The organism is [Bacteroides] pectinophilus, assembly GCA_025146925.1.
Lineage (GTDB): Bacteria > Bacillota > Clostridia > Lachnospirales > Lachnospiraceae > Bacteroides_F > Bacteroides_F pectinophilus.
The window spans coordinates 2,869,379-2,887,183 of the sequence record CP102260.1; the positions used below are offsets into that span (position 1 = coordinate 2,869,379).

Genomic DNA, 17,805 nt, shown 5'->3' on the forward strand with positions numbered 1-17,805 from the left:
AAAAATGGGACTGCATATAATCAATATATGCAGCCCCAATCTTCAACAATTATTATCTTATTCATCACCAAGTCTGAGATGTCTTGGAAGACCATCAACCATAATTGGTGAAAGTTCTGCCTGAATCAGTGGACGGATGTAATGGATAAGGTCATCTGTTACATATGCGTCATCTGTAATCCACTCAAGAGGAATCTTCTTCTCGATGTTAGCAATCTTATGTACGTCATGTGTCTCTGTAATACAGATATATGGGTCATCAGATACTCTCTTAAGTACTACAACCTTACCTGTCTCTCCCTCGAATGCAGCCTTAACAGCAGCACCGCCTACCTGGAAAGCCTCTGTTATATCTGTACGTGATGTCATGTGGGCTGCACATCTCTGAAGTGTTGAGAACTCAAGTGCTCTTGTCTTAATTCCAAGCTCTGAGCCAATCTTGTCCGCAAGGAACTTAGCAGAACCTGCAAGCTGCTTATGTCCGAATGCATCGACAAACTCAACGTGGTCAGCAAGTTCAAATACATATCTTCCGTCTGCAACCTTAATACCTTCTGAAACGGCAATTACAAGAGACTTGCCTGTAGCACTTCTCTTCTTAACCTGCTCCATAAAATCCGCGATATCAAATACCTTCTCAGGAAGATAAATCATATCAACACCTTCGCAATCGTCTGAACGTGAAAGTGCCGCAGCAGCTGTAAGCCATCCTGCATTACGACCCATAATCTCAACTATAGTGATAGTCGGGTAATCATATACAAGACCATCCCTGATAATCTCCTTAAGTGATGCTGCGATAAACTTGGCAGCACTTCCATATCCCGGAGTATGGTCTGTGATTGCAAGGTCATTATCAATAGTCTTAGGTACACCCATGAACTTGATATCACTGTTAATTAATATAGCATAATCTGAAAGCTTCTTGATAGTATCCATTGAATCGTTACCACCAATATAGAAGAATGCTGATATCTCAAGTTCCTTAAGCTTTGCAAATATCTGCTCATAAACTTCCTTATTATCACAAATCTCCGGAAGCTTATAGCGGCATGAACCAAGGAATGAAGATGGTGTTCTCTTAAGAAGATCTATGTCGAGTGTTGTCTTAATGTGCTCTGACAAATCAACATACTGTCCGTCCAATAATCCCTTGATTCCATGGAGCATACCATACACCTTGTTAGCTCCTCTGTCCTTAGCTGTCTTATATACACCTACAAGACTCGAATTGATAACCGATGTAGGACCTCCTGACTGTCCAACAATAACATTACCTACCATTATGTAGCCCTCCTAATAATTGTATACCCATCCCTGACCCATTGGCCGTCCATCGGGTCAGTGTATGCTGATACTATTAATATACTGATATTTTAGCATATATGACCTGATTTCTCAACCAATTAATTAGAGACTCTTTGCAACATTTGCAACATTCTCTGCTGTAAATCCAAAATATTCAAAAAGCTGCTTAGCCGGACCTGATGCTCCGAAGCCCTTCATTGTGACATACGCTCCGTCAAGTCCCACATATCTTCCCCAGCCAAAGTCTGAGAGAGCTTCTACCGCAACTCTCTTACGGCATGCCTTAGGAAGCACCGACTCCTTGTACTCATCGCTCTGCGTTTCAAAAATATCCATACATGGCATGCTTACAACTCTCGCATCAATTCCATCACCGGCAAGAAGCTTCTTAGCCTCCACTGCCAGTTCTACTTCCGAACCTGATGCCATAAGAATTACATCAGGGACTTCCTTAGCTGAATCATCAATTACATAACCGCCCTTAAGTGCATCCCTGCTGCTTCCCGGCATCGGAGCAAGATTCTGTCTTGAAAGTACAAGTGCGGTAGGTGTCCTGTCAGACTTGATTGCTGCGTACCATGCAGCTTCTGTCTCAATTGCATCACATGGTCTGAATACGTTAAAGTTAGGCAGTGAACGAAGCATTGCAAGCTGCTCGATAGGCTCATGTGTAGGTCCGTCCTCTCCTACTCCTATGCTGTCGTGTGAGAGTACAAATGTAAGCGGCACTCCCATAATAGCTGAAAGTCTTGCCATAGGCTTAACATAATCACTGAATACAAAGAATGTTGCCACGAATGCACGCAGTCCTCCGTGAAGCATCATTCCGTTGCCGATAGCCGCCATTGCAATCTCTCTCACACCAAAGTGCATATTGCAGCCGCTTCTGTCCTGTGCTGAATAATCACCCATGCCTGCCATGTTAGTCTTGTTAGATGGTGCAAGGTCTGCTGAACCACCGATAAGATTAGGCATTACCTTCTTAATCTCGTTAAGCACACGGCCTGAGATACCTCTTGTAGCTTCCGGCTTCTCACCACGTGCCCAGTATTCATCTGATGCAAAAAGTTTATCAAGCTCTGCATTGTCTCCGTAATATTCATCCCACAGCTTACGCATGTCAGGATACTTTGCAGAATACTCTTCAAAGAGCTTATTCCACTCTTCCTCCTTATCTGCTCCCTTAGCTGCGTACTGTGCATAATTAGCATATACCTCTTCAGGTACTGCAAAGCTCTCTTCTAACGGCCACTTAAGATTCTCTCTGAGTGCCGCAACATTCTCAACGCCGAGAGGCTCACCATGTGCGCTTGCCTTACCCTGCTTAGCCGGACAGCCATAGCCAATCTGTGTATGAACCGTAATAAGTGAAGGACGTGTCTGGTCAGCCTTTGCCTCCTCAATAGCCTTGCCGATTGCCTCAAGATCATTGCCATCCGCAACATCTATTGTCTGGAAGCCGAATGCCTCAAATCTCTTCTGCACATTCTCTGTAAATGCTATATCAGTGCTTCCTTCAATTGAAATATTATTGGAATCATAGAATACTATGAGCTTGCCGAGCTTAAGCGTACCCGCAAGTGAAAATGCCTCAGATGAGATACCTTCCATCATACAGCCGTCTCCACCGAGAACATATGTGTAATGGTCAACCACATCATATCCGTCTTTATTAAATACAGCCGCAAGATGGGATTCTGCAATAGCCATACCTACTGCCATACCCATTCCGGCGCCAAGAGGGCCTGTTGTTGCCTCCACGCCTACTGTGTGGCGGTATTCAGGATGTCCCGGTGTCAGTGAATTAAGCTGACGGAATTCTGAGAGATCCTTAGCTGACAGATTACCATATCCAAACAGATGAAGCAGTGAATACAGAAGCATTGAACCATGTCCGCCCGAAAGAATAAATCTGTCCCTGTTCTTCCATTCCGGATCCTTAGGATTGTGATTCATATGCTTTGTCCAGAGCTCATATGCCATAGGTGCTGCACCGAGTGGAAGTCCCGGATGTCCTGAATTGGCCTTCTGGATTGCATCTGCTGATAATACACGTATTGCGTTAACTGACAAATTGTCAATCGCACTGTTGTTCATTGTAAATCCTCCTTGTTATACAGGTTTATATCAATCTTTAAAATCAGACTCGGTAAGAACAAAATATTCTCCGCCACGTCTTACATGCCTTCCGAATAATCTTCTGGAAGCACGTCGTTCTGCCTTGACAATAGCCTTGTCTATAATCTCCTTAACTTCATCCGTCCTTACATACTCTTTTTCTTTGCTTAATTTATTAATCTTCATATAGAGAAGTGTAAGTGCATCATCATTTACAACATGCTGGCGCTTGCCCGCATATTTTCTTGCATAATCAACAAGCTCTGCAACCGCATACTGCTTGATAACTATTCTGTGGTTAAAGTTCTCTGCCAGATCAGGATTAACACTGAGAAGCACATTAATCTCTGTATCTGAATCTATCAGTATTACAATCATTCCGCCTGTATCCTGCTTCATAACCTCAAGAAGCTCCGTGATTCTCTTCGGAACAATTGAACCCGCGTCTTCTACAATAAGAACCGTTCCTATAAGTCTTGGAAGTGACTTAGCGATTCCACGCTGGTTAATACTCTCACCGGTAGTCTTGGCAATCTTCTTAGGATATTCCGGATACAGCTGGTTAAGTGCCCTCGCAATATTCTTGGCAAGACTTGTCTTATCAGCACTCCTGTTGCCACTGATAATTATATTACCTCTCTCCGATGTATTCCGGCCAATCTCATCACCGACAGTGTCAAAATACTCTGCCAGCTGTTCGGTTACGCCATCCATATCATTATATTTGTTGAAAAACTTACGTACTTCCTTTGGGATTTCCAATTCAAACGCCTCTTCTCCATCATCATATTCTGATTCGTCATATTCAGGCTCTTCTTCATCAGGACTGCCTTCATATTCTTCCTCATATTCGTCCTCTTCCGGCTCCTCCTCAACCGGCTTTGGCTTTTTCTTTCTGCCAAAATGGAATAATGCCCTTACGCCTGATGGCTCTTCTTCCTCAATCGGCTCTACATCATACTCATCGTCCTCTTCGTACTCCCCATCTTCATCGTACTCATCGTCTTCCGCATACTCATCGTCCGCATACTCATCGTCATAGTCATCTTCTGAATATTCGTCATCATAACTGTCATCGTATTCTTCGCCGTATTCTTCATCTTCCGCATCAGGAATCGGTTTCTGTGAGTCCTGCTCCTGTGATACGGCACTGTTATCCATAGCTTCCCTTACCTCTCTGGCAAGTTCATCTGCCATGGCCTTCTGTGCCTGCCTCTGATGTTCCTCATCAGAGAACCTCTGCTCCAATACCCTGCGCTGCTCCTCTGCCGCCGCTTCTTCCCTGTCTTTTGCAAGCTTGCTCTTGTATGCATACAGCCATATTCTTCCGTCTTCCTTCTGCTTTACAGCATCCGTCTCGATATGCGCTGCTGCCTTACCTGTTCTGATTGCAAGGTCTGTCTTCACCGACTGCAGCATAAGCTCCTGATTGGCATTGTCTCTGGCCTTCGCCTCATCAAAAGGTACTCCTGTCTTCGCCGCTTCCGCCTTCTGCTTTGCCATAAGCCTGTCATATGCTTCTTCTTTGGACTCTCTTGCTGCAAGCTCTCTCTCAAGTTCTTCTTTGGAGAATTCCCTTGTCTCCCGGTTGCCGTATTTTTCTTCCTGTACAGCCTCCACCCAGTCAGCAATGCTCATCTGGCCGTCTATCTGCTCATCAGCGGCATTATCACTGTCATCACTATCATTCTTACTGTCTTTGTCAGCCTCATCCTGGACACTGCCAAAGTCATTATTCATAAATGACGGCATTGGGCTTACAGGTGTAATAGGTGCAGTATCTGAATTCATAATCTCATCAAGATTCTTGGCAAGCTCTGCCTGAAGATTGCGCGTGTCATATATGCTGTATTCCCTTACAGGAACCTCGATCTGCTCTGCTGTCTTGGCAATCCGCTCTTCCGCATCTTCCTGACGTACATCTTCATAACTGTCTTCAAGATTCTGTCTTGCCTTTGCAATAAGCTCATTAAGTGACTGCTTTGCTTTTTCTATTCCTTCATTGCCGGATGATGAAGCACTGTCGTCCGTGCCTGATGAATCCGCATCCTCTGCATCATCCACGTATGAAGAGTCCTGATATTCCGGATTGTCTGCCTGTGTATCAGCAGGAGTCTCCTCATCCTCTTCTTCCCCGTCTTCATCATCAGGACTGCCGCCCTTTGCACTCATGGCAGCCTTATTAATTAACGCGCGGAAAAAATTCTTGGCATTCTCGTCAGCCTTATTCTGGATAAGATCCATCGCCGGACCGTCGTCTTCCTCATCATCTTCATATCCGGCACCGTCGTATCCGTCTTCCTCGTCATCTTCATATTCAGCATCTTCATACTCATCCTGTGAGTACTCTTCCTCGAGCTCATTTTCCATCTCATCACTGTATCGGATCTTCTCATGCTCTTTTGCAAATATCAGCTCTTTTGTCTGATCCGCATCCGGTGCATCCTTTTTTCTGACAGCCTCTTCAAATATCTTCTGCTGTGTAGCCGTTATGTCAGCATACTTCTGCTTAAGCCTTATTGCACTGTCAACATATTCACCGTCAGAGAACCACAATATAATCTCATCACATATATGAACACACTTATCAGACATGCCGGCATAGCTGTAAAGCTGTGCAAGCTCATACATGTACTTCTCGTCTATCTCCTGGCTCTTGTACTCCTCAAGTATCTCGATAAGAGTATCTACCGGCGCATTCTCTGCCTTGCGGAGCTTATACTCAAGAATAAATCTGTTCACATCATGTGATGCCATATGAACATATTCCTCATACAGATCTTCCGCATCCTCGAACTGTCCAAGTCTGATAAAAAGCTCTGTAAGCTTATATACAAGCCTTCTTCCGCCCTGGTTCCTGTTATATGCGAGTATGGCAGTATCTCTTGCTTCCTCTATGTATCCTGCTGCTTCCTGAACATTGATTATTGTTGCAAGTGTAGCCCAATCCTTCATCTTGCGCCAATCCATGGAATTAGCGATAGCTGCTGCTGCCTTGTAATCTTTTCTGGCTGCGAGTTTCTTAATCTGTTCTAATTTTATATTGAATTCGTATTTATCCACGATAACGCCACCTTTTCAAAAGAAAGTTAAACATACATAATTAAGTTTATCACAGCATATAATGCTTGTCAAAAAAGTTTACAGCTCTGCCGCTTTCCAATACATGGCATATCTGTGTAAACTGCGTGTTGTCATATATCGCGGATGCATTACAGCAGGTCAAGCGTCTGCTGCTCATATTCAATCCTTGTATACTCAAGATTCTCACGCTCAATGTTGCTTTGATAATCCACAACAACAGTCTGCTGTATTCTGCCGGCCATCTTCTGCCCAAGAATATAATTAACATCAAACCTTCCCGTAATAGCAGGTGTTGCACCTCTTGCAGGAACAATAAGCTGCACATGGTTTGTCTTCAGCAGTTTGAATATAGGCTCCCATATGTATATATCCTTAGCCGCACCAAACGGATTATCGATAAATATTACCTTGCCCGTCACCGCTGCCCCATGAGTTGCCGCATTTATATTGGAGATATAATTGATAACCGCAATCAGGAACTGAATATATATGCCCTGTGACTGTCCCGTACTTCCCACAGCCTCCTCATACTTAAGGAACCTGCTCTGATCGCCGATTCTCTCACGTTTGTACAGATTCACCCTTATTGCATCCATATCCGTAACAATGACAGAAAAAAGTCTCTTCCATGTCAGTCTGTTGCGTATATACTGAAGTCTCTGTGCCGCATCCCTGAAGCTCTCAGCCGCTGTCACTGTCTCGTCTATGTAGGCAGACATGCGCTCCTTGTATGACTCCTCTTTTACATATGGTATCTGCAGGTCAATTATCGATATAAGCTTTCCGTCCAGCGTTATTGTCGAAAGCTGTGGAAGCCTGTCAAGCTCCGTCTTTATATTGCTGCAGGTCTGAAGACATCTGTTCTCAAAGCTTTCCTTTATACGTTCCATGTCTTCCGTGCTCTTTGCAACATTATCTCTCTCAAGCGCTATATACTCATTGGTCTCCTTTAGCTGTCCGGCAAGCTCTTCACACTGTTTTGCATCAGCCGGTGCATCCAGGCTTCTTGTAAATTCATCCGCAAGATCTGCTGCCTCAAGTCTGCGCAGTCTGTCAGTAAGCTCTGCTTTCTGCTTTGCAAATGTATCCTTGCGCTTTTCAAGCCTTACAAGAATCCTCTCGAGTTCTTTCTGGACATTCTCGTAATCCATGTAATTCTCCAAAGCCACATTCTCATCTGCTCCGGTCACATCCGCATCCGCCTCATCTATTCCGGCAGCACGGATAATCCTCTCCATATCCTTAATCATAACCTCAAGCTTTGTGTGCTGCTTAACAGTCTCCTTCTGTCTGTCAGACAGCCTGGCTTTGTTTTCTCTCATCTTTGCAACAAGCGCCGTATGCTGCTCCTTGAATGCCGCTGTATTGGCACATTCAAATTCCTCATAACTTCCGTATTTTTCCTCTATCTGATAGATTCCATGTGCTATACTTCCGTCAAGTCTGTTATAAAGTGCGCTCTGCGATTCTATTGTCTGTGTTATTGAAGCAATCTGCCCATCATACTCAGCCAGTCTGTCACGTATCGACATAAGCGCATCATTACTGCTGTCCGCCATTGAGTCGTCATCAAGCGCTTTCCTGACATCATCAACCGACATTCGCCTGTACTCTATCATACGGCAGCATTTGTCCATAGACGCAGCAAGATGGTTCTTAAGCTTCTCCTTATCCGTTATGTCAGATGTATCCTGCTCAATAATGCTTCTGAGTGCTGCAAACCTGCTCTCGAGATCCTGGTCACTGAATTGTTGTGCATTAACCGTGTTATCGGAACCTGCTTCGTAATCTTCACTATAATATGGTGCAAATGCAGTCCACTGGACATCCATTCTTTCAAGCGCACTCTGTACCGATGCAATCTTCGACCGGTATGCGCTGGCTCTTTCCTGTGATGCGCTGAGATCTGCCCCCGCTTTCTGTTTCCTTGAAGAGTACTCCTGAATCATCCCTTCAAGCTGCTTCACTTCGGCTCTGTGTCCCACAGCCCTGTCGAACAGCTCTGTAATCTTTTGAAGAAGCTCTGCCCTCTTAAGATCATGCGCCTCTCTCTGCGATTCGTCATCGTACTCTCTTGTGAGTGAAGCCTTTGATGTGTTAAGGTTCTCAAGTCTGCCGATAAGCTCCGTTCTGGTCTCTGCAAGCTGCACTGCTTCAGCTTTAAGCTTTTCAAGCCGGACTGCCGGACTGTCATTATAATCAGACCTCTTTACCGCTTCTCTTACTGCAAAATCATAGTCCTCCCTTATCACATCTCTTCTGTCTGAAAGACGCGCTATCACATCATCAAGCTCAGCTATCTCTTCGCTGCATTTTTTAATCTCATTGTCAATGCCTGACGGTTCTGTAAGAAATGACATATCCCTCGATGCAAATGTCACAAGTTCATTGTTCACTTCAAGCTTCATATCATACAGCACATTTTCACTGATAACCGGTACCGCATATGCACCGTTAAAGCTTCCAAGCACTGTATCCGCCCTGACTCTTTCAAAATCATTTTTTATTATAAAGCCGTTATGAATGAATGGAACGCGCTTTATGACATCCCGTTTCTGTCCCTGCTTAAGGCCCGCATACCAGCGTGAGCCCTGCATGGCATCTTCGCCATACTGCTTCTGAAGATAATCCCACACTTTGTCATACTGTTCATCGCGGCACACATACACGCCGTTCTTAAGTGACTCAGCATATACTTCAAGGTCAGATTTTCTGCGCATACTTTTGTCAAACTGTGATTCAGTCTCCTTAAGTGCCGCCGATACCGCTCTTGCCAGCCCCTCCGGCGTCTTCTGTGAATACACATTGCACAGCTTGTCAAAAAGCTCATCGGCATGCTTTCCTGCCGCAAGTTCCTGTTCAAGCTTCTCTGCCTGCTGTCCGTTCACCTCTATAAGAGTATCTGTTCTGTCAAGCTTAGTACGGCACATATCAATCTGTGTCTTTACTGACGCCAGTTTTTCCTCAAGTTCCCGCATATGCATTCTGCATGCTGCTGCCTCATCATTCACTCCTGCCAGCTCATCAGACGCATTCTCAGCGACAAGTACCGTATCGGCACCAAGCATCCCCGATATGGCATTCTCGTCGGAAGTTATCTCATTCTTGAGATATTCAGAACGTCCAAGTGCCTTGGATATTCCTGATTCTGCTGCCTTAAGTGCATCTGCTGCTGTATTGGATACGTTCTCCTCATTGGCAAGAAGTGCTTTTGCCTCTGTCATACCCGACAATAATTCATGTCTTCTGATATCATCAGCTGATTTTTTATATGATGCAAGATTTCTCAGTTCCGCAGCTATGTCTTCATGGTCACGGAGTCTGTTATCTATAATCTGGGTTATCTCATCAAACTGCTTCTTATATTCAAGATATTCCCTGTAATCTGCAATGCACTCCTTAAGAGTAAGTTCCAGCCGCAGACTTTCCGAAGCCTGCACAGCAGACGACCTCTCCTGCTCAGATTGCCTGAGAAGCTCCCCGACTTCCTTCATTGAATTCTTCTGTTCGATAATCTCCGCAGTGTCTATGAGCCGATGTTCTCTGTCGGTCTCAATCTGTATTCTCTCAATCGCCTCTGCTGCAGACTGCTCCTCAGCAGCTGTTTCATCACTCTTTTTCCTTGCTGCCGCGAGCATCCTTACAAGTCTGGCACTGTTCTCATTTTTATTGCGGTATATACTTTCAAAATCTGACAGTCCCTGTGCGAACTCATCTATGGCCTGTATCTGCATGTCATACTCATCCATAATGGCATGCTTTCTTGAAAGTTCAACAAGCTTATCCTTTATGTCAAGAAGCGTCCTTGCCATGCGGTCATCATCATTACCGTTGCCTGTTATGTTGTGGAAGGATTTCTGGATAATCTCCTCAATAAGCAGATCCTCAACAACCTTGCGGCTTGTCCTGTAATTCGTCTCAAAATATGTTCTTACATGACCTTCCGTCTTATTGATTCCTCTTACGATTTCCCATTCACTTTCATAGATTCCATATCCGCTTATAAAGTTCTGATAATCTCCCTTGCGGTCAAATATCTTTACCGATACTCCGAAATCCTTCTTCTCAAGGTCTCTCAGGTAATCTTTAAGTTCCTGATATGTTACCTTTTTGCCATCCTTTGAAAGCGGCAGATTTCTTATGTCATTATCGCCGAATTCCCTGTAGAATATGACATAGTTAAAATATTCCACTGATGCCTGGTCATTTGCCGAAACTGCCTGTGAAGCAGTTGATACGGATGAAGCCTGTGACGTTCCCGTGCCGTCCGTATCATATCCATCTGGCACTGCTGGCTGCTCTGATGATGTATTTCTTGCTTTGCGTGCGCAAAAGCCCGTAAGCATATATTTGTAATTGTCCTTACGGTAGCATGGGTCAAGATTCCACTCTATAAGTGAATGTATTGTTGTATTGCCGCTGTCCCCGCGAAAAAGCTTTTCTATCGGCTGTTTGTCATCCAGTGTGCAGTTTGGAATCATATTCTGCATAAGCAGAAGCATAAGAAGACTCTTACCGCCGCCGTTGGCAAGATCATACAGCGTATTCTTGCCGGAAAAGCGCATCATGAAATCATCATAATACTGGGTTCCAAAGTTATATTTGACATTGTTTACACGTATGCGGTTAATCTGTGGCATCTTCTTCCTCCCTCATTACTTCGAGAAGTCTTCCCTTATATTCCTCAAAATAGTTCTGTGCAAGTGCCCTGAACCTGTCTTTCGGATAATACCTCGTATCAGCCTGCACAAAAAGCTCCTGTCTTACCAGAAAGTTCATAACAAGCTTTACAAAGCCCGTCTTTGAATTCCTGGCGGCACGAAGCCCCTGCGAATCTTCCACGCTTACAACAGGAAGCCCGTCCCAGCTTAAGGCAATCTGTCTGAAACTGTTTTCTTCAATCTCGTTAAGCACTATCGCCTCACGCCTGTCTGCAATCCCCGTAACTGCAGCATCCGTTCCTGATATTATATCCTCAACCCTTACAAATTCAGAATATGCCGTACTGTCCGATGACTGGTAAAAAAATGTCAGCACATTATATATTACAAAATACGCAAGATACAGCTCCCTGTTATTCCTTATGCCTATCTCGCGCCTCAGTTCCTCATTGGAGTATCCGAATGCCCTGTTATTCTCTCCTGCGCTTACATAGAGACCGTTAGCATACTCATACATATGTATATTCATCTTTTTAAGAGACATATGTACTATGTCATACACTTCACCGTTATTATTGTATTCCTGATAAAGTGCGGCATTACTGCCCTTTTCCGATATCTCCTCACCCATGAGCAGCTTTGACACAATATCAAGTGCCTTATCAAGATTCCTCTGTTCCATCACTGCCTCCGTTGTCCTGTGTCCTGGCAAGCCTGAGTATAAGCTCGCTTACCACTGCTTCTTTGCCAACTTCAACTTCACCGTCAGCCATCTCTATCTCTATCACATATGGATTACCGTTCACTCCGGCTGCGCCATCCGCTGCCAGTCCTTCCTTAAGTATGCCGTCAAGGAAACTCTCTTCCGTATCATCCGGACCGCCTATGACATAGCGCCGCTTCTGGCACAGATTAACGAGAAATGAATAATAATCCGCATTGGCAAGTATATTATCTGCCTTTTCTTTGTATCTGTCTTTGAGCCAGGCATTATACCATGACAGTGTAAATTCCTGCTTTTCCTCAAGGAGCCTGATTATACTCCGCATGAAAAATATGTAATTATGGCTTATTCTTTCATCTTCCGCCTCATCAGCGAAGATGATATCCTCCTGCGTTCCCGGAGCATCTTCCTCGACTATATCCTGCTTCTGTGTCCTTTGTGTGAGACACTCGTCGATTATTCCAAAATCGAACATCTTAGAAGTCTTTGGCCTGAGCATGGCACCAATCATCATCTCAAGCGGTCTTGTTGTATCTGAACGCACCATTTGCTCAAGAAGCTGTCTGTAGTCACAATGTATTCTCAATCTGCTGAGCTTATTCCGATGTATCACATTATCTGTCAGCTTCTGCAGATCCATGCATGCCCGCAGCAGTTCCCCATGTCTGCTCATTGCCATCTTAAGCTGGTCATCAAGTTCATATATCTCATCAACCGCTCTTCTGTAACCATCCCCCGCATGTGCCGGCGTGCTTTCCATCTTAGCTATTGCCGCATCTATCAGCTCTTTATTTTTTACAAATAATCTCTGCTCGTCATCAAACCACTGCATTCCGTTATCAGTAAAATCCCTGTACGCTTCAAGTCCTGCAAATACATCCGTTGCCAGAAGCCTCTCGACTTCCCTGCGCTCGAGCATAAGTCTCTCGACCTCATCATTGATACGGCCTACTACCTGCGTTCCCCGTCCAAAATCCTGTGACTTAATCATCTTTTCAAGCAGAAGCTGCTGCACGCTTATTCTGCTCTCATCCTTAATCTCCTTAGTGTCAAGATAGAACTCTATCGCATCAGGACTTATTGAATACCACACCGTATTATTGCGTATTGAACTGTCTATCAGCTTCATTCGTGAGACCTTGTGCTTTCTGTCCACAGGGTCATAATATCCGAATTCAAATGGTTTTCCGTCATTTTTTATCTTATCAAATACATAGTCTGCAATATCCCTGCATTCTTCATCTGTCACATTAAGCACAAAATCCCTGCGTATGCATTGTCCTATGAACTCTACATACTCAGGGTACGTCACATCTTTTTCTTTAAAATTATTCTCTTCAATAAAAAAACGCAGGACCGCCATGACGATATAGCCCATGTCAAGATCTGCATACTGGCCCTGCCTGAAATTCTCAAAAGAAATCTCCGTAAGCTTAAAGAACGGATAATACTTCTTCAGGTTCAGCATTCTGACTCTGTGTTCATGCACGATATCATTCTGTAAAACATTTGCCTGCGCCATATTATCCTCCATTCCGCAGGCACAAAGTGCCGGAGGAATCGCAGAGCCAAATATCAGATTTGGCTCTGCGACAGATGCTGTTTGTGGCGCCTGCGGCACAAACAGCTGTGTGAAAAACAGATATTAATCTGTTTTTCACACTATCCTCCATTCTTTTAAAGGTCTACTCTTCCCTCAAGTGCTCTTAAGAGTGTCACTTCGTCAATATACTCAAGGTCACCGCCAACCGGAACGCCGCTTGCTATCCTGCTTACTTTAATCCCCGTAGGCTTGACAAGCTTACTTATGTACATCGCCGTTGTCTCGCCTTCAAGACTTGAATTGGTAGCTATTATCACCTCATCAACATCACCTGCAAGCCTTGTTATGAGTTCCTTGAGCTTAATATCGTTAGGTCCTATGCCGAGCGCCGGTGAGATTGCGCCGTGCAGGACATGGTACACGCCATCATACTTTCCGGTCTTCTCATAAGCTGCCATATCCCTTGTCGATTCAACTACCATAATGACCTTATGGTTACGCTTTGTACTGCTGCACACCGGGCAGAGCTCCGAATCCGTAAGCGCATAGCACTCCGAGCAGTAACGGACATTGCTGCGCGCATTCACCATAGTCTGTGCAAGCTGCTCCACGCGCTCCTTAGGCATATTGATAATGTGAAACGCCAGGCGTTGTGCTGATTTAGCACCAACACCCGGCAGAGCGGAAAGTTCTTCTATTAACTTTGTTATCTGACTTCCGTATAAATCCATCGTTACACCGAATCCTTACCACTTTACTTTCATATGTCAGCGACTAGAATGGGAAGCCGCCGCCCATACCGCCAAGACCACCTGTTATCTTAGACATCTGTGACTGTGACTCCTCCTCCATCTTGCGGAGCGCCTCGTTAGTTGCTGCAACTATAAGATCCTGAAGCATCTCTATATCATCAGGGTCAACTACTTCTTCTGAAAGCTTAACACTTAAGACTTCCTTCTTACCGCTTACTGTAACTTCTACAGCTCCGCCGCCGGCTGATGCAGTGAACTCTTTGCTCTCAAGCTCCTTTGTAGTCTCCTCCATCTGTCTTTGCATTCTCTGTGCCTGCTTCATGAGGTTATTCATATTGCCCGGCATCATTCCGCCCGGATATCCGCCTCTCTTTGCCATTATATTAAATCCTCCTTGTCATCATCAATCTCAATATCCATTTTAACTAAATCTCTTATATCTGTAAACATATTCCTGAAATCCTGATCCTCTTTAAGCCTGGATGCCCTGATCTCAACCTCTTTGCCTGTTCGTGCGGCTATCGCAGCACGAATCTGTGCAAGCTGGTCAGGTCTGCTTATATATGAATATGTTGACGGACTGGATGTCATAATCTCTATCCCTGTGTTATTATCGTCAACCTTTACATTAGATGCACGCAGCATCTGTGCAAGGCAGCCATCATCTATATCCGTTACAATATTATTCCACTGTGCGGCTACCTGCCTGAGATCTTCGGGAAGTGCCTTTGGAAGAGGCTTATCATTGTCAGGTGTACTGCCGCCTCCCGTACTCTGTCCCGCTGCGGCAGCGGTATTCGCCGCTGCATTAGGAGCATTCCCCGGGTTAACCGTAAAATTACCATTGTCGAGTCTTTGCTCAAGCTGTGTAATCCTGCTTATTATATCGCTGATATCACGGCTCTGCTCCATCGCCGGGTGTGTGAGCTTAATCAGCGCTATCTCTATCATAATCCTCTTCTGAGTCGAATACTTCACATCATTGGACAGCTCTGAGAATATCCTTATATAACGCATAAGCGTATCATCATCAATAAGTCCGCTCTCTTCCTTAAGAAGTGCCAGATTGTCACTCGACATATCTATTACATCCTGTGCATCCTCTGATGTCTTAACAAGCAGAAGATTACGCAGGTACCACACAAAATCTACAACAAACTGTCCCAGATCTCTTCCCTGCATGATAAGATCCTCAAGCAATCTTATACAGCCCGTGGTATCAGCCGCAAGAACCATTCTTAAGAGCCTTGAAAAGACTTCCGTATCAACTGCGCCAAGCACCTCAAGTACATTATCATACTTAAGATCCTGTCCCAGATAGAATGCCAGACACTGATCCAGCAGGCTGAGTGCATCTCTGAGTGAGCCATCAGCCGCCTTGGCTATATATCTGAGTGCCTTATCTTCGACATTGATATTCTCAGCCTTCATAAGCTCTTCAAGCCTTGCCGTTATCGTCTCTATTGATATTCTCTTAAAATCATATCTCTGGCACCTTGAAAGGATTGTAATAGGAATCTTATGTGTCTCAGTAGTCGCCAGAATAAATATTACATATGAAGGTGGTTCCTCAAGCGTCTTAAGAAGCGCATTAAATGCACCTATAGACAGCATATGCACCTCATCGATGATATACACCTTATATCTGCCTTCAGTAGGTGAATACTGAACCTCTTCACGTATCTTACGTATATCCTCGACACCGTTATTGGAAGCGGCATCTATCTCTATCACATTCATGGAGCTTCCTGCGGCTATAGACTTACACATTGCACACTCTCCGCATGGTCTTCCGTCAACAGGATGTTCGCAGTTGACTGCCTTTGCAAATATCTTCGCAACTGTAGTCTTACCGGTTCCCCTCGTTCCGCAGAACAGATATGCATGTCCGATTCTGTCAGCCTTTATCTGGTTGCGAAGCGTAGTAACTATTGCGTCCTGACCTTTGACATCATCAAAATCCGCCGGTCTCCATTTTCTATATAAAGCTGTATATGACATTACAAACTAATCCCCATTCCTGCCCGTCTATCCGGGCATCCCATATCTGTGTACAGGCATCAGTCAAATGTACCGAAGCTTATTCCAAGCAGCTTTGCCTCCCTTACCATCGATGACTGAGGGTCAACAAACTTTAATTTACCTGCTACGTCCTTAAGAGGTACATTGACAATATCACCATTATTAATTCCTACCATATATCCGTACCTGCGGTTAATGATAAGGTCTGCTGCAGCCGCACCGAACCTTGATGAAAGCACTCTGTCATAAGGACATGGGCTTCCGCCTCTCTGCATGTGGCCCGGAATCGTCACACGTACTTCCTGTCCTGTACGCTCCTGTATCTTATGTCCAATCTCATATGATACTGACGGAAATGCCGGTGCCTTACGCTTCTCCTTAAGTTCCTTCTTGGATAAGGCTGCATCCTCCTTAGAGATTGCACCCTCCGCAACTGCTATGATTGAAAAACGCTTTCCTGAGTTATTACGCTTCTCAACCGCCTCAACGACCGCATCTATATCATACGGAATCTCAGGTATAAGTATGATATCGGCACCGCTTGCGACTCCGGCATAGAGTGTAAGCCAGCCTACCTTATGTCCCATTATCTCCACGATAAATACTCTTCCGTGTGAATATGCAGTCGTATGGATATTATCTATAACTCCTGCTGCCACTTCCACTGCACTCTGGAACCCAAAAGTCTCCTCCGTACCCCACAGGTCATTATCTATAGTCTTAGGAAGCGAAACAATATTAAGTCCTTCCTCGCTCAGAAGATTGGCTGTCTTCTGTGAGCCGTTGCCGCCAAGAATAACAAGACATTCAAGTCCAAGCTTCTTATATGTCTTCTTCATAAGTTCAACCTTATTGTTGCCGTCACTGTCAGGTTCATTCATAAGCTTGAACGGCTGCCTTGATGTACCAAGAATAGTTCCGCCCTCTGTCAGAATTCCTGAGAAGTCTTCAGGTCTCATAACTCTGTAGTCGCCGTACATAAGCCCCTTATAGCCATCCTCGAATCCAATAATCTGAAAATCTTTACCCGAACCATACAAAGACTTAGCCACACCTCTCATTGTTGCATTAAGGCACTGGCAGTCACCGCCGCTTGTAAGCATACCAATCTTTCTCATGTCATTCTCCATTTCTGCCCGTTTGCAGGAGCACCAATAGCAATGGTAAATATTTTACATACATATCTGATTTTACACCATTACTTCAATTCTGTCATTGAAAAATTTAAGCCGAAGCCACTGAACTTGTCAATGTCTCCGGCACGATTTACGAAAGTTTCTGATTAAATATTATATACATTTTACAAATTAAAATCCACGCACTTTGCTTTGTACAACAAAAAACAGACGTTACCGGACCAGTTAGCTCGGCTCAGGTTTGCTTCCGGCACACAGAAGGTTTCACTTAATGCTGCTACGTTCCCGTCCTGACATGGTTCATGAATTCCTGTTGCGAAAGGCCCAAGCGTCAACACCACTTCTTCCGGGCAGCTCCATCCGTTGCTGTCCGAGGCAAAGTATAACTCCTGCTATAGCGGATTGCAGGTACAGGGAACCGCTGACTCCCCAGCCGCGTGGATAATAAATTATAACA

The 17,805-nt window shown here is 44.6% G+C and carries 10 protein-coding genes and 1 other RNA gene; all 11 read right to left on the reverse strand.

The genetic code is table 11. The features are described 5' to 3' along the window. Positions 1–57 precede the first annotated feature (57 nt). The 11 genes from NQ488_13665 to ffs all read right to left on the reverse strand — a co-directional run bounded on the left by NQ488_13665 (position 58) and on the right by ffs (position 17,789). Positions 58–1,284 (reverse strand): 6-phosphofructokinase, encoded by a 1,227-nt coding sequence (locus NQ488_13665; protein UWN95569.1) that lies wholly within the window; start codon positions 1,282–1,284, stop codon positions 58–60. A 126-nt stretch (positions 1,285–1,410) separates the two neighbouring features. Continuing rightward, a complete protein-coding gene (tkt, locus tag NQ488_13670; GenBank protein ID UWN95570.1) occupies positions 1,411–3,405 on the reverse strand; it encodes a transketolase in 1,995 nt (664 codons plus the stop codon). 30 nt (positions 3,406–3,435) lie between these two features. After that, the gene (locus NQ488_13675) at positions 3,436–6,489 is read right to left on the reverse strand and encodes a hypothetical protein (GenBank protein ID UWN95571.1); all 3,054 of its coding nucleotides are present in this window, start codon (positions 6,487–6,489) and stop codon (positions 3,436–3,438) included. A 149-nt stretch (positions 6,490–6,638) separates the two neighbouring features. Further along, positions 6,639–11,150 (reverse strand): hypothetical protein, encoded by a 4,512-nt coding sequence (locus NQ488_13680; GenBank protein UWN95572.1) that lies wholly within the window; start codon positions 11,148–11,150, stop codon positions 6,639–6,641. Beyond that, positions 11,137–11,853 carry a DUF6063 family protein gene (locus NQ488_13685; GenBank protein ID UWN95573.1) on the reverse strand — a complete coding sequence of 239 codons (717 nt, stop codon included), beginning with the start codon at positions 11,851–11,853 and terminating at the stop codon, positions 11,137–11,139. Before NQ488_13685 ends, NQ488_13680 begins: the two co-directional genes overlap by 14 nt. Continuing rightward, on the reverse strand, positions 11,834–13,417 hold the full coding sequence (locus NQ488_13690) for a hypothetical protein (GenBank protein ID UWN95574.1): 1,584 nt from the start codon (positions 13,415–13,417) through the stop codon (positions 11,834–11,836). Before NQ488_13690 ends, NQ488_13685 begins: the two co-directional genes overlap by 20 nt. A gap of 155 nt (positions 13,418–13,572) precedes the next feature. Next, positions 13,573–14,169 (reverse strand): recombination mediator RecR, encoded by a 597-nt coding sequence (recR, locus tag NQ488_13695; protein UWN95575.1) that lies wholly within the window; start codon positions 14,167–14,169, stop codon positions 13,573–13,575. 43 nt (positions 14,170–14,212) lie between these two features. After that, on the reverse strand, positions 14,213–14,569 hold the full coding sequence (locus NQ488_13700; GenBank protein UWN95576.1) for a YbaB/EbfC family nucleoid-associated protein: 357 nt from the start codon (positions 14,567–14,569) through the stop codon (positions 14,213–14,215). After that, positions 14,569–16,191 carry a DNA polymerase III subunit gamma/tau gene (dnaX, locus tag NQ488_13705; protein ID UWN95577.1) on the reverse strand — a complete coding sequence of 541 codons (1,623 nt, stop codon included), beginning with the start codon at positions 16,189–16,191 and terminating at the stop codon, positions 14,569–14,571. The genes NQ488_13700 and dnaX overlap by 1 nt, the downstream gene beginning before the upstream one ends. Positions 16,192–16,250: 59 nt before the next feature. Then, positions 16,251–17,330 carry a 6-phosphofructokinase gene (locus NQ488_13710; GenBank protein UWN95578.1) on the reverse strand — a complete coding sequence of 360 codons (1,080 nt, stop codon included), beginning with the start codon at positions 17,328–17,330 and terminating at the stop codon, positions 16,251–16,253. Positions 17,331–17,526: 196 nt separating this feature from the next. Then, an RNA gene (ffs, locus tag NQ488_13715) (signal recognition particle sRNA large type) lies at positions 17,527–17,789 on the reverse strand. Positions 17,790–17,805: the final 16 nt, after the last annotated feature.

Coding starts and splice junctions, on each gene's coding strand:
- NQ488_13665 (UWN95569.1), bottom strand. CDS start 1,284: ATGGTAGGTAATGTTATTGTTGGACAGTCAGGAGGTCCTACATCGGTT.
- tkt (UWN95570.1), bottom strand. CDS start 3,405: ATGAACAACAGTGCGATTGACAATTTGTCAGTTAACGCAATACGTGTA.
- NQ488_13680 (UWN95572.1), bottom strand. CDS start 11,150: ATGCCACAGATTAACCGCATACGTGTAAACAATGTCAAATATAACTTT.
- NQ488_13685 (UWN95573.1), bottom strand. CDS start 11,853: ATGGAACAGAGGAATCTTGATAAGGCACTTGATATTGTGTCAAAGCTG.
- NQ488_13690 (UWN95574.1), bottom strand. CDS start 13,417: ATGGCGCAGGCAAATGTTTTACAGAATGATATCGTGCATGAACACAGA.
- recR (UWN95575.1), bottom strand. CDS start 14,169: ATGGATTTATACGGAAGTCAGATAACAAAGTTAATAGAAGAACTTTCC.
- NQ488_13700 (UWN95576.1), bottom strand. CDS start 14,569: ATGGCAAAGAGAGGCGGATATCCGGGCGGAATGATGCCGGGCAATATG.
- dnaX (UWN95577.1), bottom strand. CDS start 16,191: ATGTCATATACAGCTTTATATAGAAAATGGAGACCGGCGGATTTTGAT.
- NQ488_13710 (UWN95578.1), bottom strand. CDS start 17,330: ATGAGAAAGATTGGTATGCTTACAAGCGGCGGTGACTGCCAGTGCCTT.